Here is a 22,045-nt window from a genome sequence, read left to right as displayed (position 1 = left end):
ACGCGGCGGGTCGCACCGCGCGTGTCCTACCGCGCGAAGGCGGCCCGCAGGCTGTCGGCCCCGTACGGTTTCTTGACCACCGGGACGTCGCCTAGTTCGGCCGGGACCCTGAAGCTCTCGCCGTAGCCGGTGGCGAAGGCGAAGGGGATGCCGAGGGCGGCAAGCTTGGTCGCCACCGCCACGCTCGTCTCGGAGCCGAGGTTCACGTCGAGCAACGCCCGGTCGGGCCGCGACGTCTCGATCAGGCGCAGCGCCTCCCGCACGGAGGCCGCCATGTCCACCGTCTCCGCCCCCATGGCGGTGAGCACCTCTTCCGCCTCCAGGGCGATGATCATGTTGTCCTCGACCACCAGCACCGTACCCGACAGGGCGAACGGCACGCGCTCCTCGGCCTTCGCCGTCCGCACGGCCCGGGGCGGGGCGGCGCGAATGAAGGTGGCGGGAATCGCGAACCGCGCGGTCAACCCCGTCAGGGCGTAGCGGATCTCGGCCTCGCCGGTGAGTTCGTAGGGGATCGAGCGCTCGATGATCGTCGAGCCGAAGCCCCGTCGGCGGGGGGCCGTGACGGCGGGGCCGCCCGATTCGGACCAGTGGATGACCAGGGCGTCGAAGGCGTCCCGCTCCCAGCGCACATCCACCCGGCCCGCGCTGTCGCTCAGGGCGCCGTACTTGGCCGAGTTGGTGACGAGTTCGTGCACCACCAGCGCCATCGTCGTGAAGGCCTGCGGCTCGAGCAGCACGTCGGTTCCGTCGAGGACCACGCGATCCGCCTTCGCTCCGAGATAGGCGGCGGCCTCGACGGTCAGAAGCTCGGCGAGGGAGCCGGGCCCCCAATTGGCGGAAGTGACCTGATCGTGGGCGCGGGCGAGCGCCTGGATGCGGTCCCCGACCAGGGCGGTGAAGGTCGCCGCGTCCGCCGCGCCGGCCCGGCTCTGCGTGACCACGCCCCGGATGAGATTGAGGATGTTGCGGACCCGGTGGTTCAACTCGGCGATCAGGAGTTCCTGCCGCTCCTGCGCCTCCTTGCGCTCGCGCTCCGCCGAATCGCTCAGGCGCAGGATCACCTCGAGCAGCGTGACCCGCAGCGCCTCCGCCGTGCGGGCCTCGGCCTCCGACCAGGGCAGCGAGCGCCCGCGCACGACCTCCTGCCACGCCTCGAAGCTCTTGCGCGGGCTGAGGCGCACGCCGTTGGGGCCGGGATTCGCGGGCTTCTCCGGGTTGCCGGCCCAGGTCACCGTGCGCGCCACCTCCTTGCGGAAGAACACGAGGAAGTCGCGCGGGGTGCGCGAGACCGGCACCGCGAGCATCCCGGCCGCGCGCTCGGTAAAGTCGCGGGCCGGCTCGTGGAAGCGTCCGATCTCATCGACGGCGTAGATCCGGCTCGCGGCCGTGCGGTTGAGGAAGCGGACGAGGCCGGTGAACTCCTCGCGGGTCGGCGTCATCCCCTGCAGGGTGATCGCGCCGTTCACCCACAGGCCGAGCCCATCGCAGGCGACGATGCCGGACAGTTCCTCGGCGAAGTCGGACAGACCGTCGAGGCCCGTGCCGCCCGAGGCCATGGCGCTCATCAGGCGGTTGTGCGTCTCCCGCGACAGGGCTTCCTGGGCGGCCACGACCTCCCGTTCGCGGCTCTCCAGGATCCAGGAGAACATCTGGCCGAACAGCTCCGCCGCCGTGCGCCGCTCCAGGGAGATGTGGCGCGGCTCGGTGTGATGGCAGGCGAACAGGCCCCACAGGCGCCCTCCCCGCATGATCGAGACGGAAAGCGAGGCGGCCACGCCCATGTTGCGCAGGTATTCGAGGTGGATCGGCGAGACCGTGCGGAGCGTCGAGAGCGACAGGTCGAGGGGCTCGCCCGTGGGGTCGCGCGCCGGCACGACGGGGATGGCCGGGGCATCGACGTCGGCGATGATGCGCAGCCAGTTCCGCTCGTAGAGCGCCCTCGCCTGCTTCGGGATGTCCGAGGCGGGATAATGGAGGCCGAGATAGCGGTCGAGACCGGAGCGCACCGCCTCGGCGATGACCTCCCCGGATTCGTCGGGGGCGAAGCGGTAGACCATGACGCGGTCGAACCCGGTCAGCGCCCGCATCTGACGGGCGGCCTCGCGGCACAGGGGCTCGAAGTCGGCCGTATGCTGGAGACGGGCGACCATCGAGCGGACGAGGTTGCCGGCGCTCAGGTGCTCGGTGGCGCAGGGCTCGGCCTCGATGATGATGGAGCCGCCGGACAGGTGCAGGGCGACGTCGAAGGGCGGTCGGCCCGGAATCAGGTTCACCCCGAACACCCGGTCGAAGGCGTCCGGCCCGCGCAGGGTCTGAAGGTGGCCGCGCAGGAGGTGGATGGCCTCGCCGTCGAGGATCGCGGCGAGCGGCAGGCCGAGCAGGTCCTCCGCCGCGTGCCCGAGCTGGTCCGCCACGTTGGCGCTGGCGCGGGTGACGATCCAGTCGGCCGAGACGGCGAGCAGGAAGCCGAACGGCTGGGTCGCGCCGAGCACATGGATCGGCTCGCGGTCGCAGGTGGTGAGGTCGATGGTCTGACCGGTTTCGTCAGGGCTCGGCATCATCCGCGTCGCGACGTTTCGGGGCTGGTCACGGGAAACCCTTGAAGCGTCGATTGCGTTCGGCGCGGTCGGAACGGGACGACCGCCCGGGTCTATCATGATCCCGGGCGGTCGTCCCCACGTGCGGTCAGGCCAGGGTACGGACCTTCGGCTCGCGGTCCCAGTACCGCTTCTTCGCCGCCTCGACGAAGCCGCCGAGATCGGTCACGCCCTCGTCCGCCTCGACGCCCGCCTTGTCGAGCAGCGGCTTGGCGGCGGCGTTGGCGCCGATGGCCTTCAGGTGCCCGAAGGCATCCATCACCCACTGCACCGCAGCCGCTTCCTTCACGAGCTTGCCGGCGGCCTTCTCGGAGAGGATCACCGCGCAGCCATCGACCGTCACCGAGGGCTGGCCGAACAATTGCGCGTCGGCGGCGATGGCCGAGCCGTCGGAGAGCGGCACCTTGCCGACCTTCGGGGCGATGGTCATCGCGTGGCCGCCCGCGGCCTTGATCGCCTTCTTGAGCGCCTTCAGCTCGCCCGCATCCGTCCCGTCGGCGATCAGGATGCCGATGGTGCGGCCTTCCAGCGTGTGCCGCTCGAGGGGACCCCGGATGATGCGCAGGGCCGGCGACGGCGCCATGTCCAGGACCGGCGCGGCGGTCGGCGAGGCGGGGGGCAGGTCCATCGCCAGCCCGTCGGCGACGCGGGTCGCCAGATCCTCATCGACGTTGCGCAGGTTGGCGACCATCGTCAGCCGGATGTGCTCCAGACTCACCTTGGACAGCTCGAACACCAGCGCGGAGGCGATGTGCGCCTGTTCGGCCGGGTCCATGGACCGGAAGAACAGCCGCGCCTGGCTGTAGTGGTCGGCGAAGCTTTCCGGCCGGATGCGCAGCTTCTGCCCCTCCTCCTCCGAGCGGAAGGTCACGTAGCCCTTGGAGGCGTCCTCGCGGGCGCCGCCCGGCTCGCCCGCGCGGGCGAGGCTGTTCGGCTCGTAGTTGGCGCGGCCCTTCGGCACCGCCATCTGCATGTGACCGTCGCGCTGCTGGTTCATGAACGGGCAGCCCGCCGCCGCAGCCCGCCCCTTCGCGGCGTTGATCGGCAGCTGGTGGAAGTTCACGGAGCCGAGCCGCGAGAGCTGCGTGTCCGTGTAGCTGAACAGCCGGCCCTGGAGCAGCGGATCGTTCGAGAAGCCGATGCCCGGCACGACGTGGCTCGGCACGAAGGCCGCCTGCTCGGTCTCCGCGAAGTAGTTGTCCGGGTAGCGGTCGAGGACCATCTTGCCGACGATGCGGACGGGGAGCACCTCCTCGGGGATGATCTTCGTCGCGTCGAGGACGTCGTAGGGCTGGCTGTTGGCGAAGTCCTCGTCGAACAGCTGCACGCCGAGTTCCCAGGTCGGGAAGTCGCCGCGCCCGATGCGCTCGAACAGGTCGCGGCGCTGGAAGTCCGGATCGGCTCCGGCGATCTTCACGGTCTCGTCCCAGATGGTCGAGGCGAGGCCGGCCTTGGGCTTCCAGTGGAACTTGACGAAGGTGCTCTTCCCTTCCTTGTTGATGAACCGGAAGGTGTGGACGCCGAAGCCCTCCATGTTGGCGAAGGTGCGCGGCAGCGTCCGGTCCGACATCGCCCACATGATCATGTGGGTCGACTCGGGCATGAGGCTGATGAAGTCCCAGAACGTGTCGTGGGCGGTGGCCGCCTGCGGGTAGCCCCGGTCGGCCTCCATCTTGGCCGCGTGGATCAGGTCGGGAAACTTGATCGCATCCTGGATGAAGAAGACCGGGATGTTGTTGCCGACGAGGTCCCAGTTGCCCTCGCGGGTGTAGAACTTGACGGCGAAGCCGCGCACATCGCGCGGCGTGTCGATCGAGCCCGCGCCGCCCGCCACGGTGGAGAAGCGGGTGAACACCTCGGTGCGCTGGCCCTTCTTCTGGAACAGGTCGGCAACGGTGACGTCCGCAAGGCTCTCCGTGCATTCGAAGTAGCCATGGGCGGCGGAGCCGCGCGCATGGACGATCCGCTCCGGGATGCGCTCGTGATCGAAGTGGTTGATCTTCTCGCGATAGACCTCATCCTCAAGCAGGACCGGCCCACGGGGCCCGGCCTTGAGCTGGTTCTGGTTATCGGAGACCGGCGTGCCGTGGTTGGTGGTCAGCACGGGGTGGTCGGCGTCGGCATTCTGGTGGGTCTCGCCACCGTGGCCGGCGTTGAGCGAGGTAAGTTCGGTCATGGCATCCCTTCTTGGTCCAGGGTACCAACCGACCGCGACCCCTCAAGTATCCCGGCCCTCGGCCGTCACGGCCAAGGATCTCACGCGGCGCCTGCCGAAAAGCGCCCGCTTGTCCCGCCGCCCGCCGCACGACGCCGGATGATTCGGCGCGACGTCAGTCGTCCAACAGGAACGTCGCACTAGGTATCGCCACACATCAAAAGCCAGAAATAACGGCAAATTGTCTTAGCGATGGGACCGATTGGGCAATAGAAATAAAGTAAGTTGTATACGTCGCGGCTTCAGCTTATTACCCTGCGGCATGTCCCAGGCATCTGGTTCTGCAGCCCAGTTTGGGACGCATTCAAAGGAAATCGCGTCCGTTCTCGGCATCTCTGTCGAGCAACTCCACGCCGAGACAGCACCGGCGGCCGTGGAGGAGATGATCGGTCTTCTTCGCGCCTATGTCGGCATTTCGGACGTGCAGGGCCGTCGCCGGGTGCTGAGCACCGTCCGGCAGGAGGTCAAGCGCAGCGTCCCGGCCCCGCTCGAGGGGAACGAGGAGGGGCAAGCGGGCGATCACGCGGGGCGCGCGGTGTTCGGGCCCCTCATCAGCAAGCTCAGGCACGGCGCGGACCTCAAGGAAGCCGATTGCGACCGGCTGGCGCGGCTCGCGGGAATCCGGCGGATCGGCGCGCGCCAGCAGATCGTCCTGCAGGGCGACCGTCCCGAGAACGTCTACGTCGTGCTCGATGGGTTCGCCTGCCGCTATAAGGTCCTGCGCCAGGGCAAGAGCCAGATCATGGCCCTGCTCGTTCCCGGCGACTTCACCGACCTGCACGGCGCGGTCCTCGGGACGATGGACCACGGCATCATGGCCGTGTCGGCGTGCACCGTCGCGGAACTGCCGCGCACGGCCATCCTCGAACTGGTCGAGAACCATCCGCGCATCTGCCACGCCTTCCACTGGGCCACCCTGGTCGATGGGGCGATCCTGCGCGAATGGCTGGTGAACATGGCCCTGCGCGAGGCGCCGCAGCAGATCGCGCATCTGTTCTGCGAGCTTCTGGTCCGCCTCCGGGCGGCGGGGGTGGGCGATGCGAACAGCTACCCGTTCCCCCTCACCCAGCAGGAACTCGCGGAGGTGCTGGGCCTCACGTCCGTGCACGTCAACCGGACGCTGCAATACCTGCGCGACGATGGACTGATCGTCCTGCGCCGGCGCCGGCTCATCATTCCCGACGTGGATCGCCTGAAAGCCTATTGCGACTTCAATCCCGACTACCTGCATCTCAGCCGGCGGATCGAGTGAGGCTGGGCCGTCAGCCGAAGGCGTCCGTCTCGACCTCGGGGATCGGCGTGTCGCCCATCCACAAGCCGGCGAAGGTCAGCGTCGCCGTGTAGACGGTGCTGTCGTTCTCGTCACGCACGAGAACGGTGAAGGCCTGCCGGTCGCCATCCGTCGGGATGAGGTCGCAGGCGATCTGCGGCAGCGTCTGCATGGCCTCGACGCGGACGCCGCGGAAGCCATCGCATTCCATCCCGATCGCATCGCGCTTCAGCGACAGCCCATCATGGATATCGAAGAAGTAGCGAGGCATGCCTCTCCCGCTGTTCGGGGCGGGAGCGCATCCGTCTACCAGCCGCCGGCGCCCTCATTACGATGCCAGCGATACGGTAGCCATATAGCAGATTCTCCGTGCTTTCACTCACAATAGTGAGTTTTTGTGCGCGGGCCGCCGCTATTTTACCAGTCTTTTGAAGCTGCTCCGCGAAGATAGTTTTCTCAGCAATGCAATCTTTTTTGAAAAAGCCGGGTCGGAGGGTGCCGAACGGCCCCTCCCCGGTCATTTCTCTTCGAGGAGATTGGTGAAGTTCGCGACGATGCCGGGCAATCGGTCGCCCTTCCGGGTCGAGGCGATCAGCCGGACCCGGTATCGCGCGCCATCGGCCCCATCGACCGTCCGCTCGAACGGCCGTTTCTCCATGAGCACCGCCGGGATTTCGTCCTGCAGCCAGGACAGGGGGATCGGCGCCGAGAAGTTGCGCAGGGAGCGGCCGACATCGCTCGGCTGCAGGCCGAAGATCTGCGCCGCCGCGTTCGTGAACAGGCGGATCCGGAGATCGGGCGTCAGCAGAACGCTCGCCGTGTTGGTGCCCTCGAACAGCAACGACTGGTCGTCGGTCATCTGGTCGATGGCTTCGATCTTCGCCGCCAACTCGGAATTGACCGTCTGAAGCTCCTCGTTCAGCGACTGCGTCTCCTCCTTCGAGGCTTCGAGCTCCTCGTTCGCGGCCTGCATCTCCTCGTTGACGGAGTAGAGCTCCTCGTTCGAGGATTTCAGCTCCTCCAGGGAGGTCTCATACTCCTCGATGACGGCCTGAAGCCGTTCGCGCATGCTGGCCAGTTCGCGCTCCAGCCCCTGGATCACGCTGTCCCGCTCGTCCGTCTCCAGGCTCTGCTGCCGCTCCCGCGTGACGGGGGCGGCGACCTCGTTGAACACGACGAGGAACAACGGCTCGGTCTCGCCGGGCGAGGGCAATGGCTTGACGACGAGGGAGACCGTCTGGAGCCGGCCATCGGGCAGTTCGACGCCGATGCCGCCGCGCACGACCCGCGTATTGCCCTCGATCGCCTCGCGCAGGGCCGTCCGCAGTTCCAGGCGCAGCCCCTTGCGCGCCATCGCGGCGAGTTCGCGGGTCGGCTGGCCCGCGACGACCTCCAGATGATCGCCGATCCGCGACGAGTAATGCACGGCTTCGCCCGTCCGCGTCACGACCGCGTGCGGCGGGGTGAACTCGGCCAGCACCTGGGCCTCCACCGCGTGCCGCAGGGCCATGTGCGTCGTCGCGTTGCGCCGCCGATGCTGTGCCACGCTCGTGAAGCTCGGCGTCTCGGGTCCGGACATCGCCGGCAGCCGCGCGAGCACCACCGCGTCGCGGGCCTGGAAGATGCGGTGCCGCTTGTCGATCGTGTCGAACAGGTCTTCGAAGCGCGTGACGTTCTCGGCCATGCCGATGAACAGGTATCCGCGCGGCCGCAGCGCGTAGTGCAGCACCGGCATCAATTGCTGCTGTGCCTCGACGCCGAGATAGATCAACAGGTTGCGGCAGGAGACGAGATCGAGCCGGGAGAACGGCGGATCGCGCAGGACGCTGTGCGGGGCGAAGGTGCACAGGTCGCGCAGGTCCTTGCCGACCATCACGCTGTTGCCCTCGGTCACGAAGTTCCGGGCGATCCGCTCGGGCGAGACGGCGTCGAGATAGGCCCGCGGATAGCGCCCGGCGCGGGCGACCGTGAGGGAGCGTTCGTCGATGTCCGTGGCGAAGATCTGCACGCGCGGCGGATCGGCCAGGGTCGCCATGTGCTCGCGCACGAGGATGGCCAGCGAGTAGACCTCCTCGCCCGTGGAGCAGGCCGGCACCCAGATCCGCACCACGTCGGACGACGAGCGGTTGTCGAACAGCTTTGGGACGACCTGGGTCGCGAGGGCGTCGAAGGCGGCGGTGTCGCGGAAGAAGTTGGTCACGCCGATCAGCAGGTCCCGGAACAGCGCCCCGACCTCGGCCGAATCCACGCGCAGGAGCTTGAGGTAGCCGCTCGGCCCGGAGGCCCCGATGATGCTGATGCGCCGCTGCAGCCGGCGGATGAAGGTGCTGGGCTTGTAGCCGGAGAAGTCGTGGCCGACCTGCCGGCGCAGGATGCCGAAGGTTTCCTTGAGGAATTCGGCGTCGATCTCGTCGTTCGCCTGGCCCTCCTCCGAGGCCGGGGAGGCGCTGCGATCCTTGAGGATGTGGGCGGCGATCCGGTCTCCCATCCGCTCGGCCGTCTCGCCGAAATCGACGAAGCCGGTGCGCATCGCGCTGATCGGCATGTCGGCGGCTTCCGGGCCGTAGCCGTCCGCCACCTGGGCCAGGGTCAGGCCGCCGTATTCCTTGATCGCCTTGACGCCGATGGCGCCGTCGCCGTCCCCGCCGGACAGGATCACGCCGACCGCCCGCTCGCCCTGGTCGATCGCCAGGGCGGTCAGGAACAGGTCGATCGGCTTCGTCTCGCGGCCTTCCGGCCCGAGCGGCCTCAGGGTCAGCCGGCCATCCGCGATGCCGAGGGTATGGCCGGAGGGCATGACGTAGACATGGCCCGGCCGGACCGCGACGCCGGCGGTGGCGGCCACGACCGTGAGGGGCGTGAAGCGGGCCAGGACATCCGGCAGCAGGCTCTCGTGCTGCGGGCTGAGATGCGTCACGACGACGAAGGCCGCCGTCAGCGTTTCCGGCACCCCGCGGAAGAAGCCGCGCATGGCCTCGATGCCGCCGGCCGACGCGCCGAGGCCGATGATCGGGAAGTGATCCTGGTCCATGATCGTGTTTCAAACCTATGGTCGATGCCACGGCGCCGATCGAGCCGAGCATCGCCAGGCTTGGCCACGTGTGGGGGGACGGCCTGGCGGATCAACCGTCGTGAATGGCTTCCTGCACGACATAGGACAGGCAGCGGGCCCGTGCCTCGGGACTTTTCAGCCGCACGAACAGGCGCAGCAGCGCCAGGACCTGGGCCGAGGCGTCCAGGTCCATCCCGGCCGACGCGATGTCCGGACCGGCCGCCGGGTCGGCCGCGAGGAAAGCCTCGACCGGCACCCCGAGGGTGGAGGCGATGCGGCCCAGCACGTTGGCATGACCCTCGCCGTAGGGATCTTCACCGGTCATGTGCCCTCTTCGCTGGCGGCCGCAACGGTGCGCTCAGTGCACGGCGATACCCATCCCGTTCGGGCCGACCGTATTCAGGACGCGCCGCCCCAGATGCTGGAGCACATGGCCCAGAAGCAGGCAGGTCTGCGCGTCCGCCTCGTCCTGCGCCGTCTCGTAGGCGTCGATGACGGACTCGACCAAGTCCTTCGAGGGCGGGAGGTCGTCGCCGCGGCGCGGCGCGGGTCCCGCCGCCGAGAGCGACTGTTCCGTTGAGCGCCGGAGGAGTTCGCGCGAGGTCTGAAGAGTCCGCCGCGTCTCCTCGGCCGCCGCGCGCAACGCGCGGGCGATTTCGAGGCACCGGTCTGCACGCGTGCGGTCCATCGTGACGCTCCGAGCCTCAGTGAATCCGCAAGACGAGACAGCCCCTCGGCCGCCTCGACCATGCACGCAATCCGCGAATGTGGCAAACCGCGTTGGCCGCAAGCACAACTGATGGCGCTGAGTTTGTATTCAGCAGGCAAAAGTCATAAAGACAATTTTGGCGATATTATATTTGCCAAACCCAACGGGTGTGATACGGTAGTGGCATCAAGGGTTTGCCGCCATGTCCACCTCTGTCCTGAACGCCGCTCATTTCGCCTCCGAGGAAGCAGCCTACGGTTGGGTTGAGAGCCGCCTGTGGCCGGAAGGCCCGGTGTGCCCTCACTGCGGCGGCTTCGAGCGCATTTCCAAGATGCAGGGCAAGGCGACCCGTCTCGGCCTGTACAAGTGCTACCAGTGCCGGAAGCAGTTCCGCGTGACTGTTGGCACCATCTTTGAGGCCAGCCACGTCCCGCTGAACCTCTGGCTCCAGGCCATGTACCTCATGGCGTCGAGCAAGAAGGGTATCAGCAGCAACCAGCTTCACCGCACCTTGGGCGTCACCCTCAAGACCGCGTGGTTCATGTCCCACCGGATCCGTGAGGCCATGACCTCCGGCGATCTCGGCCCGCTCGGCGGCGAGGGCATGACCGTCGAGGCGGATGAGACCTACTTTGGCCAGAAGGAGGGCCCTGTGCGCCCCTCAGAGCAGCGCAAGGACCGGCCCTACACCAAGGGCGGCAAGTCCGGCCCGGCTCACAAGCGTGCCGTCGTCTCACTGGTCCAGCGCGGCGGCAAGGTCCGCTCGTTCCATCCTGAGAAGGCCACCAAGGAAGCCGTCGTCGGCATCGTGAAGGACAACATTGCCGCCGAGAGCCGCTTCATGACCGATGAGAGCCGCCTGTATCATGGCCTCTCGGCTCACTTCGGATCGCATCTGACCGTAAAGCACTCGCACGGCGAGTACGTCCGTGGCGACGCCTACACCAACACCGTCGAAGGCTACTTCTCGATCTTCAAGCGCGGCATGAAGGGCATTTATCAGCACTGCGCTGAGAAGCACCTACATCGCTACTTGGCCGAGTTCGATTTCCGCTACAACAACCGCGTGATCCTCGGCGTCAACGACCGCGACCGCGCCGATAACATTCTGCGCGGCGTGGTCGGTAAGCGGCTCACCTATCGAACGGTTGGTGGCGGGCTATAAGCACCGGGGGCCGCGCTCCAAGCCACGTGGCTAGCCGGATCGGCAGGCGGTGGGGAAGGCGGTGGCGCCGAGGCGGAAAACGCGTCGCTAGTACACCTAACGTCGCTATAGTTTCTAATTCTGCTTCTCTTGCTTTGCAAAGCGCTGTTTGAGTTTTTGTAGACTTTGGTCAGAAGCCGGGGCATCATGATGATTGATGGTGCGAAGGCCATACATCTGCTGTCCACCAGCGTAAGTGTTTAGACTTTTAAAAACGCTGTCTCTCAATGGTCTATTATAGCACTTTAAATGCAAATAATCCAAGTACCCTAAATCATCGACCTTGCCTTGCGGAGATAGTTTTTCCGCATAGGTAAGTCCATATATCATGAACGCAACGGTATCAGCAATTTGTAGTCCAGCGGTCAACGCTGAGTCTGCAAACATCGGCGCTTCAATAATCCTACGAAGCATCTGGCCATCTTTATTTCCAAATACAAAACTCAAATAACTGATTGCCACCGTACGATCTAGTCCCTTACCCTTCTGCGAATGCGCCATCCGAGAGTCGAGGATGAAAATACCCGATGAGTCGTTTTCTCGTAGAAATACATCAAATCTTTCCGCAAGGATTTGAAGTCCTTTCGTGTATATTGACGTCTTGTTCATGGGCGACCTAACGCTTTTCACGAAAGAAACGCCCATAACTCGTCCATTAAATTCCTTGACGAGATCAAGAACCTTATAGCAAAACACCTTATTGCGTTTGGATGATGCGTTGTGGGGCCCCATAAGGTAGGACCCTTTGGCCTCCCAAGCCGAGTCAGTTTTGGATGACCGATCAATTTCAGCAGAGAAAAATTCACGCTTGAGGTATAAGTACTTGCGGTCGTATTCACGCCATCTATCTAGCGGAAGCGCAACGCCACCGATTGTAAATAGAGGCGTTTCCCCGGTTGGAACCGGAACCTTGTGTGGGTCTACCGAACCTGTTTCATCAAGGTAAGGGGCCCATTCAGCCATCGTGCTTCCCCCGACGACAAACGGCCCCTCCCGTTAGGAAGGGGCCGTTTTGGGTACCCACTTCTGACCATAAGGTCGTTCCGTCCCTAAGGGCCGGGCAAGTGAGCCTCATCGATGTAGGGGCTCGATAGCGGCGCGTCAATCGCAATTTTGCAACATCCGTTGTTATTGTGGATAGAATGTAATAGCGCGGAATTTATCCGATCTAACAGGACTTTCCAAGTATAAATAGCGATGATCTGATGTATCGCGGCGGCCTACGGATCGTGGTTGGCCATCGCGCTTCCTAAGGCGACGCAGATGCCTCTCAGCCGTGTAGGTATCGTTCGGCGCCGTCAGTCCGCCGTGCCGTCCCGTACCCTCGCGCGTTCCCTCCCGCTAGCGTATGCTCGGCACCAAGCAGGAGTGAAGGATGCCACAACAATTCCCGGCGTGCGCATGGTGCGGCGAGCAGTTCGGCCCCGGCGTTGCTCCCTGCTCGCAGGTGGGCGAGCCCGAGAGGAGGATTGTCAGCGCAACCACGACGAACGAAACGTGCAAGCGCGAACTAAAAAAGCGGGGCTACTAGAATGCCCACCGGACCCAAGGGCCAACACCGCCCCGCCGACGCCGACAAAGGCCAACTCGACCGCTTCAAGCAAACCGCCCGCGAACTCGGTTGCGATGAGACGGGGGAGGCCTTTGAGCAGGCGTTCGCTAAAGCTGCTCCTGCCAAGCGTCCGAAGAAGGCGGCGCAAAACGACCGGCCTTGAAAGCAGGCTTGGCCATGCGTCTAAGGTGCCGCAGTTTCTGACGGTCGTACTCAACAGCTACAGTCGGCACTCGCATAAACATTTGATGTACATGCGATAGCTCCTCAAACTCTTGCTTAAAATGCCTCACATAAGAGGCATGGACAAACCATGAGTAGAGATCAGCAGCTTGCAAAGGGACTACGATTTTATCGTCACGAAACGAAGGGGCGTTGCCAATAAATGGTCTCGCCATTGGCCTCATACTTGTTTTAAGGTTCTGCCACCATTGGACAGTCTCCGCACCAAGCTTCCCTTGTTCGTCAAAGACGAAATCGCAAGGTAGCGTCTGATCAGTGGATTTTGCAATATGCGCCACGCCTAAGCATATTGAGTAGAAACTTACCCAATACGGCGAAGTATATTCTATTCCGAGTTCTCTGCCAGCAATCCTTTCTAAGCTGGCGACGTGATGGTTCCATTCTGATCGAAGGATCTTGCACGAGATCCGATGCTCAACATGCTCGCAGATGACCTCGGTTAACTCGAAAATGCGCTGGTCAATTATGTCACGGGTCCAGCCGCGCTCAAACTCACCTGTGCGGTTCCTGGCCTCGCTAGCCTTGAAGTATGCCAGCGGCGGATCCTGAGCGAGCACACCTCGCCACTTGTCGGAGAACGCCTCCCATTTCTCGACGGTGGACACTAAGCCGCCGAGCACGAACACCGGGTCGGTGGCGTTGCTCCCGCTATCATCGAAGTAGGCTTGAAGCATGACGAGCCGGTGGTGCTTGCGCTGGTGCGAGGCTAAGCCGCTCGCAAACGACCTTATCGCGTCGTCTCGGGGCGGCTGGTACGCACTGATTCGGTCAGACATGCTACCACCTCAGGTTTGAGCCGAGGCGGGGCGATGCACTTCGCTGGGTTTGCGAAGTACAATATCGCCACAATTTTCTCAACGTCGCGAAGGATAGACTTTCTGGGACGTCGCACGCGGCCGACCGCGTCCAGGCCATGTCTTCCCACGCGACGCGCTGAACGCCGTCCGCGTTCCGGAGGGTGGCGATGAGGGACAGCGCCCAGTCCGGGTCGTCGCCGCGATGGGCGCCGAGGCAGCGCAGCGTGCCTGTCCCGGCCTCCTGCTCCAGGGTGCTCGACCGGATGGCGAGCCCTTCGGCGCGCAGGCGCTGCAGCAGGGCGGCGTGGGATGTCTCCCCGGCGTCGAACGCCAGCGTGACGGTGCCGTAGCTTCGCTGCCGCAGACGCTCTTCGACCACGCCGAGCCCCTGCAGCGTGGCGAGGGAGATGAGCGTCGTCGCGACGCCGAGCGGCCAGGCGCCGGCCCCGAAGCAGAGGCCGACCACCGTCGCCAGCCAGACCGTCGCGGCCGTGGTGACGCCTCGGACGGTGCTGCCCTGCTTCAGGATCGTCCCCGCGCCGATGAACCCGATGCCCGCGAGGATGCCGTGGGGCAGCCGCATCAGGTCGAGGCGGGACAGGCCGGCGGCGTCGCCCCGGGTTTCCGTGAGGAGGACACTGCCGAGCAGCATCGCGGTGCACGCCGCGAGGCAGAGCAGCACGATGGTGCGCATGCCCGCCGGATGACCCAATTCCTCCCGGTTCCAGCCCAGCAGGAACGCGGCGGCGAAACTCAACGCGAGACGCACCATCACGACATCGAAGGTGAGATCGGCTGTCACTCAAGCTCCACGGTTTCAAGTCCACGCCCGGCCTCGGCCCATCGGGGCCGCGGGCGAAGACAGGAAGGCCGGGCCCACCCCGGCGTTCCGGAATGAACCGGAATTTAGGGGTGATGCCCCCGGGAAACGTTCGGGGCTTCGCGGGTCGCCACCCGGTCAGCGGACGCTCACCGCCGGCCGTGAGTCGCAGCCGGGCAACGCTTTTCCCTGGTCAAGCTCTACGGTATAGGCCCTCATGCCTCGACTGACGCAACTGCGCGATGCCGGAGATTGGTGGTCCGTCGACGCGGCGGCGGCGCGTGAGGCTCTCCTGCGGGATCGCCCCATCGAGCCGGACGGACCGATCGCCCTCGCCCTTCGGCGCCTCGACGCGAACGAGCCGCCCGACGAGACCCTGGCGGGCCTCGCGATCGCGTCCGGACTCCGGTTGCGCACGGCCGGCGAGCGGGGGGCACTGGCTCACTTCCAGACGGCCCTTGCGCATGTCCTCCCGCGGGCATGGCCGGCGATCCACATCGCCGGTGAATTGTTGCTGTCCAACGAGGTGGAGGATGCGCAGGCCACGCTCGAATGGCTGATCCGTCACGAAGGTCCCTCGGTCTCCGCTCTCGTGCACCAGGGTATCTGCCGCGAACGGCTCGGCCGGCTGGACGACGCGTGTGCATCCTTCCGAGATGCCGCCGAGGCCGACCCCTCCTCACCGGACGCCCCCTATCTGCTCGGCCTTTGCCTCGCCCGGCTCGGAAACGAGCACGGTTCACGACGCGCCCTGCGCGCCGCGTATACGGCGGCGCCGCAGATGGTCCATCTTGCGGTGGGCTATGCGGCCGCACTGCGCCGGGCCGGACGGTTGCAGGAGGCCATCGACGTTCTGTGCTTGCAGACGCGACGTGAGCCTGGGCTGGTCGAACCCAGCCTGCACCTCGCCCATACCCTGGTCGAATGCGGGCGGGCGGCCGAAGCCCTGGCCGAAGCGCAACGCCTCGACGCGCTGAACACCAACGCGCCGGATGTGGCGGCATTGCTCGGGATGATGGCAACCGCCGCCAATGACTGGCCGGCGGCCCATGAGGCGTTCTCGCGGGCTCTCGCGAGCGAGGGCACTCACCCGCCGAGTATTTACGAGGGCTATGCCCGCTCCGTTCTCCGCACCGGCGCGCCGCTTCCCCCCGCCCTCTCGACGATGCTCGAGGCAGCGGTGCGTGCGCATCCGCATGAGGTCGGCCTGCGCCGCGTGACCAAGGCGTGCATGGCCCTGACGACGGTCGAACAGTTCTGGCGCGCGTGGACGACGCGCCCAAGCTCGGATCGGACCCCGCTCGCCCCCTTGGCGGACATCGCCGCCGACACCATCCGCACCGTGTTCCTCGAAGGCCCTCCGCCGGCGGTGCTGGGCCATGACGAGGTCGAGCGAGCCCGGTCGCGGGGCGCGCCCTTGACCCACCCGAGCGCGTTCGAGGCCGCAGGCTTTCAATTCCCCGATCGCGTCGAGGATGACCGCAAGGCGCTGGCCTCGCTCAATCAGGTGGTCGCGGAGCGTTGCGTTGTGACCGGAGCGGCTCTGGCCCTCCAACTGTCCATCATCCGAGCCCGGGCCGTCGATCTCCCCTGCCCTTTCGGGGGGAAATTCAGGTCCACGACGTCCCTCGTTCTGGAATACGACCGAACGCAAGCGGGCAAGACCGCCGGGGGATGTGTCGCGTATTTCGCGTACACGCCCCGACCGACTTTCGTGTTCTTCTACGGTGAGGATTTCTGGCCGCTCGCTTGGTACGATCCGCTGTCGGAGACCATCGTCCATCACCGTTCAATGACGGGCTACACGGCCTATCTGATCGACCGGGTCGCCGAACTCAAGACGCTGATCATCGCGGAATACGACCTCTTTTCCCGATATCTGAGTGCCGCCGCGGCACCTCGCCTTCACGTTCAGCTCATCGGATCGCTGAAATACATCAGCACCCATTACTTCTCCGATCTCAGCGGCGTACAGTCCGTCATCTCGGCCGGCCTGGCCGGATCCATTGATCGAATGCTCGTGACGGCCAATGAAGTCTTCGGTCCACTCCAAGAACTGTTCCCGGAACTCGACAGCACACGGTTGGCGCGGACAGCGATCGAGGAGATCGCGGGGATCAACCGCCACCTCTGGAACTCGAACGCCTTCGGTTTTCGCGTCAGCGGAGGTTTTTCCGATCCGAGGGTCGCGGCGCGCATCGTGGATCATAGCAAGCGAGCGATCGACGACGAGTGGACACGCACGATCGACGATTTTGTCGGATCTCATTATCCGGTCGTGTTCGTTGCCCTTCGGGCCCATAACCGGCGCTGGCTCATCCCGGGTTCCGAGTTGGCTCGGCTCTTCGAAGAGATTGCAGCCGTTTATCCCCGGCTCGGCTTGCTCTGGGACGGACATGGGACGACGGGCGACGCCCTTCCGGACGCATTGATCGACGGCGAGAGAGCCCTCTACCATGGCGTGAGACGCTGCCTGAGCGACTCCGTCCAGACCGTCTCGCTGATCGGCCGCACACTGTCCGAGGGCGTGTACGCGGCCAGCCGCGCCGACTGTCACCTGAGCGCGCAGGGCACCAACACCACCAAGCCGTTTCTCATCGCCAACAAGCCGGGGGTCGCCGTGGGCTCGCAAGCCTTCTGGTGGGACGCGAGGGCGTACCGGCGGTCGCCTGCTCCCTGCGCCACCCCCTGGTCTGCCGCCCTCGACGTCGGGCCCGACTTGAACACGGATTTCTACCTCGATCCGCGCGTGGTTCGGGACAGACTTCTGGCCATGATCGAGGAATCACCGGAGAGGAAAGTGTCCGAGAAGCCCCTCTGATCCACGCTCTGTTTCCGGATCATCCCCCGGCGACGTCGGAGAACTGGCGGTAGCGGTCTTCGAGGTCGGTGAGGTCGGACGGGTCCGCCACGTCGCGGCGGGCGGCGGCGATGACGAGGGCGGCGTGGCGGGCGAGGTTGGCCACCCTGTCCTCCCGCCGCTCGACCTCGGCGACGCGGGTGAGCACGTCGAGCATCCGGGCGAGGACATGGACCGAGCCGGCCGCGTTCTGCCGGATCATGTGGAACATGGCATCGCACAGCCCGTCGTAATCCGTCACCGGATGGACGAGAACGGGGCGGCCGTCGCGCAGCACCACGCCGGTCGGCAGGTGGCGCGGGGCGATCCGGCACAGGGCGTCGCCGAGATGGTCCACCACGCTGCCGGCGGTGAACGGGTCGTTGATGCCCGGCGAGAGCGCCCGGACCGCGATCTCCACCAATTGCCGGATCGAGTATTCCGGGTCCTGAAGCGCGGCGGGGCGGCGACCGAACGTCATGGCATCCCGGATGGCCTCCTCCGCGCCCTCGAGCGGCCGGGACAGGAACGCGATCCCGTATCCGCTCGGCACGTAGTCGCCCGGCCGTACCCGCAGCGTGACCGTCACCCGGTTCTCACGGGCCCAGTCGGCGAGCGAGTCGGCATCCATGGCCTGGACGTAGCCGCCCTTCGTCGCGGCGATGGCCCGCCCGCCCGGCGCCCCTGTGGGACGGGCGGCCCCCGCCTCGTCCCGCGTATGGGTCGCGATGGCCCGGCAGAGGTCCTGCTGCACGGCATCGACCACGGTCTCGATGTTGATGCTCGTGGCGATGTGGTGGACGAACCATACCAGCGTGCCCACCGCAACCAGCGCCAGGACCAGGGCGCCGGTGATGGCGAGGTGCGGAACGAACGGGTTCTCCTCGACGGTGCGCACCGTGCGCAGGACCATCAGCGCGTAGGCGAAGGTTCCGAGGAAGATGCCGAGCACCGTCTGGTTGCGGGCATCGCGGATGAAATTGCGCAGCAGCCGCGGGCCCATCTGGCCGGAGGCCAGGGTCAAGGCCGCGATGGTGATGGAGAAGGTCGTCCCGGCGACCCCGATATTCGAGGAGGCGATGGCGCTGAGGAGCGCCCGTGCCCCTTCGGCGCCGCCGGAATAGCCCCAGTTCGCATCCGGCGAGGAGGCGTCGTAGCCCGCGATGTGGGCCGTCTCCAGCCAGATTCCGAACTGGGCCAGCAGGATGCAGCCGAGGACGACCAGGGCCGGGCGCAGCCAGAAGACGTCGCCGAGGATCTCGACCCAGGCCGAAAGGCGCGCCCTCATGCCCGTGTCATCCTGCTCGTGATCTCAATTGGCTGCCTCCGGGGCGACGAGACCCCGAAGGCGTGGGGGCGCGTCAGCGACGTGGGCCGCCGGTCGTCTGGCCGTATTGCTGGCCGGCCGCGCCGCGCGAGGGCATGCTGGCATTGCCGCGGCTGGCCGAGCCCTGGCGCATCCGGTGGCGGCGATGCATCCGCACCTGCGTGAGGTCGGCGTTCGCGGGCGCCTGTACGCCGAAGGCGGTCATGGGGAGCGCCGACGAGGGCAGCGTCGTGGCGCAGAGGCCGAGGCCGGCGAGCAGCGCCGAGGCGAACAGAGTGTGCTTCATGGGTGTTGTCCTCCGCGAGGGCATCGGCCGCGAACCGCACCCTGCAACGTGCGGCCCCCGGAAACGTTCAGCAAAGATCGCGCGACCCTGGGGAGAACGTCCTCGGGTGAGTGATCGCGCCCGTGGCCGGTTCGGCCGAGCCCGGATTGCCGGTCCGCTCCCCATCCGGGCGGGGCCGAGGAGAACCCCGTGATCTCGCTGTTCGACCTCGCCGCTTTGCTCCTCGTCCTGTCGGCCCTGTTCGGCTGGCTCAACCGCCGCTTCCTGCGGCTGCCGCACACGATCGGCCTGCTGATGATGGGCCTCGCCTCGTCGCTCGCCCTCGTCGCCCTCGATCTCGTCTTTCCGGCGCAGCACCTCTACCGCGACCTCACGCAGGTGCTGGGGCAGGTCGACTTCACCGACGTGGTGATGAACGGCATGCTGGCCTTCCTGCTCTTCGCGGGCGCCATGAGCCTCGACCTGAAGGCCCTGCGGGACCGGGCCTGGGCCGTGGCGACCCTGGCCCTCGTGGGCACGGTGATCTCCACCGCCCTCGTCGGCGCCGTGTTCTGGGCGGCGGGGCAGGCGCTGGGGCGGCCGGTCTCCCCCGGCTGGGCCCTCGTCTTCGGCGCGCTCATCAGCCCGACCGATCCGGTCGCGGTGCTGGCGACCCTCAAGAACGTGCAGGTCCCCGAGGCGCTGGAGGTCGAGATGCAGGGCGAGGCCCTGTTCAACGACGGCGTCGGCATCGTGCTGTTCACCGTCCTCGTCGCCTTCGCGGCGGGGTCGGGGGGCGAGGCCACCACCGCCGGGGGCGTCGCCACGCTGCTCCTGCGGGAGGCGGGCGGCGGCTTGGTCCTCGGCGTCGTGACCGGCTACGCCGCCTACCGCGCCATGCGGGCCATCGACGACTTCCCGGTGGAAGTGCTGATCACCCTGGCCCTGGTCACGGGCACCTACGCCCTGGCGCAGAAGCTCGGCGCCAGCGGACCCCTCGCCGTCGTGGCGGCGGGCCTGCTCGTCGGCGACCGGGCGCCCCGCGACGCCATGAGCGAGCGCACGCAAGGCTATGTCGAGGCCCTGTGGACGCTGATCGACGAGGTGCTGAACTCGGTCCTGTTCCTGCTCATCGGCCTGGAGGTGCTGGTGCTCCGGTTCGAGGTGAGCGGGCTCGCGCTCGCCGCCTGCGCCGTCCCCATCGTCCTGCTCGCGCGGCTGGTGGCGGTGTCCGTGCCGCTCCTCGCCTTCCGCTGGGGCGGCCACCTCTCGGCGCGCAACGTGCCGTTCCTGACCTGGGCCGGCGTCCGCGGCGGCATCTCGGTCGCCCTGGCGCTGTCGCTGCCGGAGAGCGGCTCCAAGTCGGTCATCCTCGCGGCGACCTACGCGGTGGTGCTGTTCACCATCGTGATCCAGGGGCTGACCCTGGGCACGGTCGCCCGGCGCACCCTCCGGGACCGGTCGCCGGCCCCCTGAGGGGCCGGATCACGCCGGGAACCAGTTGCCGTGGAAGCCCGGCGGGATGCGGTGCGCGAGGCGCACCGTGGCGACGGGCGGCGCCGCGAACGCGCGCGCGTCGAGGATGGTGAAGTCCGTCGTGTCGCGGGCCGTGTCGAGGACGAGCCCGACGAGCCAGCCTTCATCCTCCCCGGCTCCGGCATGGGCGGGCACGAAGACGAACTCCCCCGGGATACGGTCGGGGCCGAACGTGTGAACCTGCCGCTCCCCCGTGGCGAGGTCGTGCTTGTAGATCTCCGTCGCGCCCGCGAGTTGCGTGTTGCCGTCGGCGGGGACGCTCACCGTGTAGACGAAGCGGTGCGGCTGCCCGAAACGCCGCTCGTCGACGCGGGGGAATTCCTGCGCGTCCTGATCGAGCAGGCGCCGCGCGACCCGCCTCGTGACGGGATCGACGGTCCAGCGTTCGAGCCGGCCCGGCCGGTCGAGGCCGCCGCCGATGGCGGTGAACACCGACTCGTAGGCGATGACGTCGAGGACCACCCGCCCGTCCGCGTCGTCGTAGGCGTTGGCGACGTGGAACACGAAGCAGGGATCGACGTCGCACCACAGGATGTCGCCGCCCTCCCCCTGCCGGGGGAGCAGGCCCACGCGGGCCTTGTGCGCCGGGTTCCAGCGGAACGGGAAGCGATAGCCCGCGAGCAGGGCGCGGAACGAGAACGTGACGGGCAGGTCCAGCACGATCGCGAAGCGCGCGGTGATCGCGCAATCGTGGATGCAGGGCCCGTGCTCGACCGCGACCGGCACCTCCCGCACGACCTGCCCCGTCGGCGAGACGACGACGTGGCGGACGCTGTCCCAGACGCGGCCGTCATAGGCGATGGCGTGGGTCTCGCCGGTCAGGGGGTCGCGGTGGGGATGCCCCGTGAAGGACCCGGCCAGCGTCCCGTCGAACGGGTTGTAGCGCTGCTCCTCCAGGGTCCGCGAGAGCTCGACGGGAAAGCTGCCCGCCTCCACCACGGCGAAGATCCGCCCGCCGATCTCAACGACGTTGGTGTTGACGGTGTCGTTGCCGCCCCGTCGGGGCCCGGGCGCGGCCGGGCGTCCGAGGGCGGCGGCGGCCGTGCGGGAGCCGATCCACCGGTTGCGGTACCACGGCGCCCGGCCATCCTGGAGGGCGAGACCGTGCACCATGCCGTCGCCGAGAAACCAGTCGTGGCCCCGCGTCGTGGGGGCGACGGGGTTCGCCCCCATCTTGAGGTAGAGCCCGTCGAGACCGGGCGGGATGGCTCCGGTGACGGGCAGATCCGTCAGATCCAGCTCCTCGCGCATCGGCGCGTGGACGCCGACCACGAAGGGGTTTGCCGTGCCGGGCAGGCGCAGCCGGTTGCAGGCCGCCCACAGGCCGACGCCGCCCTCGGCCGCAAGCCGGAAGGCCGACTGGACACGGTTCGGCATCGGCCGCGATCCGTCAGTCCGCCCCGTCCATGTGCGGATGCCCGGCATCCGTGAGGGCGCGGTCCAGCGCCTCGATCGCGCCCAGGATCTTCCTGAAATCCTCGGCCATGGACACCGGCGCCAACTCGATCCCGCCCATGCGCTTGGCGATGTAGTTGCGCTGGCGGGCCAGGGCGCCGCGCGCCCGGCGCAGGTCTTCGACTTCCTCGGTGTTCATGGGTGTCGGGTCCTCGCTGCAC

17 protein-coding genes are annotated in these 22,045 nt (G+C 66.9%); 4 read left to right on the top strand and 13 right to left on the bottom strand.

Annotated features, from left to right (window positions below; all coding sequences use genetic code 11):
• Positions 1-26: 26 nt before the first annotated feature.
• Positions 27-2,561, bottom strand: coding sequence for an HWE histidine kinase domain-containing protein (locus MKK52_RS09290; protein WP_409564642.1), 2,535 nt, complete (start codon positions 2,559-2,561; stop codon positions 27-29).
• 127 nt (positions 2,562-2,688) lie between these two features.
• On the bottom strand, positions 2,689-4,776 hold the full coding sequence (locus tag MKK52_RS09285; RefSeq protein ID WP_243953518.1) for a catalase: 2,088 nt from the start codon (positions 4,774-4,776) through the stop codon (positions 2,689-2,691).
• 421 nt (positions 4,777-5,197) lie between these two features.
• On the opposite strand from MKK52_RS09285, the gene MKK52_RS09280 reads away from it, so the two are divergent.
• A complete protein-coding gene (locus MKK52_RS09280; RefSeq protein WP_243953517.1) occupies positions 5,198-6,067 on the top strand; it encodes a Crp/Fnr family transcriptional regulator in 870 nt (289 codons plus the stop codon).
• 10 nt (positions 6,068-6,077) lie between these two features.
• Here the strand turns inward: MKK52_RS09280 and MKK52_RS09275 are convergent, their stop codons facing one another.
• From MKK52_RS09275 to MKK52_RS09260, 4 genes are all read right to left on the bottom strand, one after another.
• Entirely contained in the window at positions 6,078-6,356 is a 279-nt protein-coding gene (locus MKK52_RS09275) for a DUF6894 family protein (RefSeq protein ID WP_243953516.1), read from the bottom strand.
• 246 nt (positions 6,357-6,602) lie between these two features.
• Positions 6,603-9,116 (bottom strand): CheR family methyltransferase, encoded by a 2,514-nt coding sequence (locus MKK52_RS09270; RefSeq protein ID WP_243953515.1) that lies wholly within the window; start codon positions 9,114-9,116, stop codon positions 6,603-6,605.
• Positions 9,117-9,207: 91 nt separating this feature from the next.
• Positions 9,208-9,462, bottom strand: a complete 255-nt coding sequence (locus tag MKK52_RS09265; protein WP_243953514.1) for a hypothetical protein — start codon at positions 9,460-9,462, stop codon at positions 9,208-9,210.
• Positions 9,463-9,495: 33 nt separating this feature from the next.
• A complete protein-coding gene (locus tag MKK52_RS09260) occupies positions 9,496-9,825 on the bottom strand; it encodes a hypothetical protein (protein ID WP_243953513.1) in 330 nt (109 codons plus the stop codon).
• Positions 9,826-10,048: 223 nt separating this feature from the next.
• Between MKK52_RS09260 and MKK52_RS09255 the strand changes: the two genes are divergently transcribed.
• Positions 10,049-11,011 (top strand): IS1595 family transposase, encoded by a 963-nt coding sequence (locus tag MKK52_RS09255; protein WP_243953512.1) that lies wholly within the window; start codon positions 10,049-10,051, stop codon positions 11,009-11,011.
• 114 nt (positions 11,012-11,125) lie between these two features.
• Here MKK52_RS09255 and MKK52_RS09250 read toward each other — a convergent pair whose 3' ends face one another.
• The 3 genes from MKK52_RS09250 to MKK52_RS09240 all read right to left on the bottom strand — a co-directional run bounded on the left by MKK52_RS09250 (position 11,126) and on the right by MKK52_RS09240 (position 14,444).
• Positions 11,126-12,013, bottom strand: coding sequence for a DUF3800 domain-containing protein (locus MKK52_RS09250; RefSeq protein ID WP_243953511.1), 888 nt, complete (start codon positions 12,011-12,013; stop codon positions 11,126-11,128).
• Between the two features lie 696 nt (positions 12,014-12,709).
• The gene (locus MKK52_RS09245; protein WP_243953510.1) at positions 12,710-13,621 is read right to left on the bottom strand and encodes a DUF3800 domain-containing protein; all 912 of its coding nucleotides are present in this window, start codon (positions 13,619-13,621) and stop codon (positions 12,710-12,712) included.
• 1 nt (position 13,622) lies between these two features.
• Positions 13,623-14,444, bottom strand: coding sequence for an MgtC/SapB family protein (locus tag MKK52_RS09240; RefSeq protein ID WP_243953509.1), 822 nt, complete (start codon positions 14,442-14,444; stop codon positions 13,623-13,625).
• 235 nt (positions 14,445-14,679) lie between these two features.
• Here MKK52_RS09240 and MKK52_RS09235 point away from each other — a divergent pair, with 235 nt between their 5' ends.
• The gene (locus MKK52_RS09235; protein WP_243953508.1) at positions 14,680-17,283 is read left to right on the top strand and encodes a tetratricopeptide repeat protein; all 2,604 of its coding nucleotides are present in this window, start codon (positions 14,680-14,682) and stop codon (positions 17,281-17,283) included.
• A 19-nt stretch (positions 17,284-17,302) separates the two neighbouring features.
• Here the strand turns inward: MKK52_RS09235 and MKK52_RS09230 are convergent, their stop codons facing one another.
• Complete coding sequence (locus tag MKK52_RS09230; protein WP_243953507.1) at positions 17,303-18,589, bottom strand: DUF2254 domain-containing protein; 1,287 nt, start codon at positions 18,587-18,589, stop codon at positions 17,303-17,305.
• Between the two features lie 73 nt (positions 18,590-18,662).
• Entirely contained in the window at positions 18,663-18,914 is a 252-nt protein-coding gene (locus MKK52_RS09225) for a hypothetical protein (RefSeq protein WP_243953506.1), read from the bottom strand.
• A gap of 189 nt (positions 18,915-19,103) precedes the next feature.
• Between MKK52_RS09225 and MKK52_RS09220 the strand changes: the two genes are divergently transcribed.
• On the top strand, positions 19,104-20,369 hold the full coding sequence (locus MKK52_RS09220) for a cation:proton antiporter (RefSeq protein ID WP_243953505.1): 1,266 nt from the start codon (positions 19,104-19,106) through the stop codon (positions 20,367-20,369).
• Positions 20,370-20,378: 9 nt separating this feature from the next.
• Here the strand turns inward: MKK52_RS09220 and MKK52_RS09215 are convergent, their stop codons facing one another.
• Both MKK52_RS09215 and MKK52_RS09210 read right to left on the bottom strand, forming a co-directional pair.
• Positions 20,379-21,806: a carotenoid oxygenase family protein gene (locus tag MKK52_RS09215; protein WP_243953504.1), complete on the bottom strand. Its 1,428-nt coding sequence runs from the start codon at positions 21,804-21,806 to the stop codon at positions 20,379-20,381.
• A 13-nt stretch (positions 21,807-21,819) separates the two neighbouring features.
• Positions 21,820-22,023 carry a hypothetical protein gene (locus tag MKK52_RS09210; protein ID WP_243953503.1) on the bottom strand — a complete coding sequence of 68 codons (204 nt, stop codon included), beginning with the start codon at positions 22,021-22,023 and terminating at the stop codon, positions 21,820-21,822.
• Between the last annotated feature and the right edge of the window lie 22 nt (positions 22,024-22,045).

Origin of the sequence: Methylobacterium sp. J-067 (genome assembly GCF_022829465.1) — a bacterium.
Lineage (GTDB): Bacteria > Pseudomonadota > Alphaproteobacteria > Rhizobiales > Beijerinckiaceae > Methylobacterium > Methylobacterium litchii.
Note: the sequence above shows the minus strand (reverse complement) of the source record. Positions and strands in the feature narration are given on the sequence as shown.

Bases quoted from the DNA above. Each gene is read 5' to 3' on its own strand.
- MKK52_RS09260 (WP_243953513.1), bottom strand. From the start codon at position 9,825: ATGGACCGCACGCGTGCAGACCGGTGCCTCGAAATCGCCCGCGCGTTG.
- MKK52_RS09250 (WP_243953511.1), bottom strand. From the start codon at position 12,013: ATGGCTGAATGGGCCCCTTACCTTGATGAAACAGGTTCGGTAGACCCA.
- MKK52_RS09230 (WP_243953507.1), bottom strand. From the start codon at position 18,589: ATGAGGGCGCGCCTTTCGGCCTGGGTCGAGATCCTCGGCGACGTCTTC.
- MKK52_RS09225 (WP_243953506.1), bottom strand. From the start codon at position 18,914: ATGAAGCACACTCTGTTCGCCTCGGCGCTGCTCGCCGGCCTCGGCCTC.
- MKK52_RS09245 (WP_243953510.1), bottom strand. From the start codon at position 13,621: ATGTCTGACCGAATCAGTGCGTACCAGCCGCCCCGAGACGACGCGATA.
- MKK52_RS09265 (WP_243953514.1), bottom strand. From the start codon at position 9,462: ATGACCGGTGAAGATCCCTACGGCGAGGGTCATGCCAACGTGCTGGGC.
- MKK52_RS09270 (WP_243953515.1), bottom strand. From the start codon at position 9,116: ATGGACCAGGATCACTTCCCGATCATCGGCCTCGGCGCGTCGGCCGGC.
- MKK52_RS09285 (WP_243953518.1), bottom strand. From the start codon at position 4,776: ATGACCGAACTTACCTCGCTCAACGCCGGCCACGGTGGCGAGACCCAC.
- MKK52_RS09215 (WP_243953504.1), bottom strand. From the start codon at position 21,806: ATGCCGAACCGTGTCCAGTCGGCCTTCCGGCTTGCGGCCGAGGGCGGC.
- MKK52_RS09280 (WP_243953517.1), top strand. From the start codon at position 5,198: ATGATCGGTCTTCTTCGCGCCTATGTCGGCATTTCGGACGTGCAGGGC.
- MKK52_RS09210 (WP_243953503.1), bottom strand. From the start codon at position 22,023: ATGAACACCGAGGAAGTCGAAGACCTGCGCCGGGCGCGCGGCGCCCTG.
- MKK52_RS09275 (WP_243953516.1), bottom strand. From the start codon at position 6,356: ATGCCTCGCTACTTCTTCGATATCCATGATGGGCTGTCGCTGAAGCGC.
- MKK52_RS09235 (WP_243953508.1), top strand. From the start codon at position 14,680: ATGCCTCGACTGACGCAACTGCGCGATGCCGGAGATTGGTGGTCCGTC.
- MKK52_RS09255 (WP_243953512.1), top strand. From the start codon at position 10,049: ATGTCCACCTCTGTCCTGAACGCCGCTCATTTCGCCTCCGAGGAAGCA.
- MKK52_RS09290 (WP_409564642.1), bottom strand. From the start codon at position 2,561: ATGCCGAGCCCTGACGAAACCGGTCAGACCATCGACCTCACCACCTGC.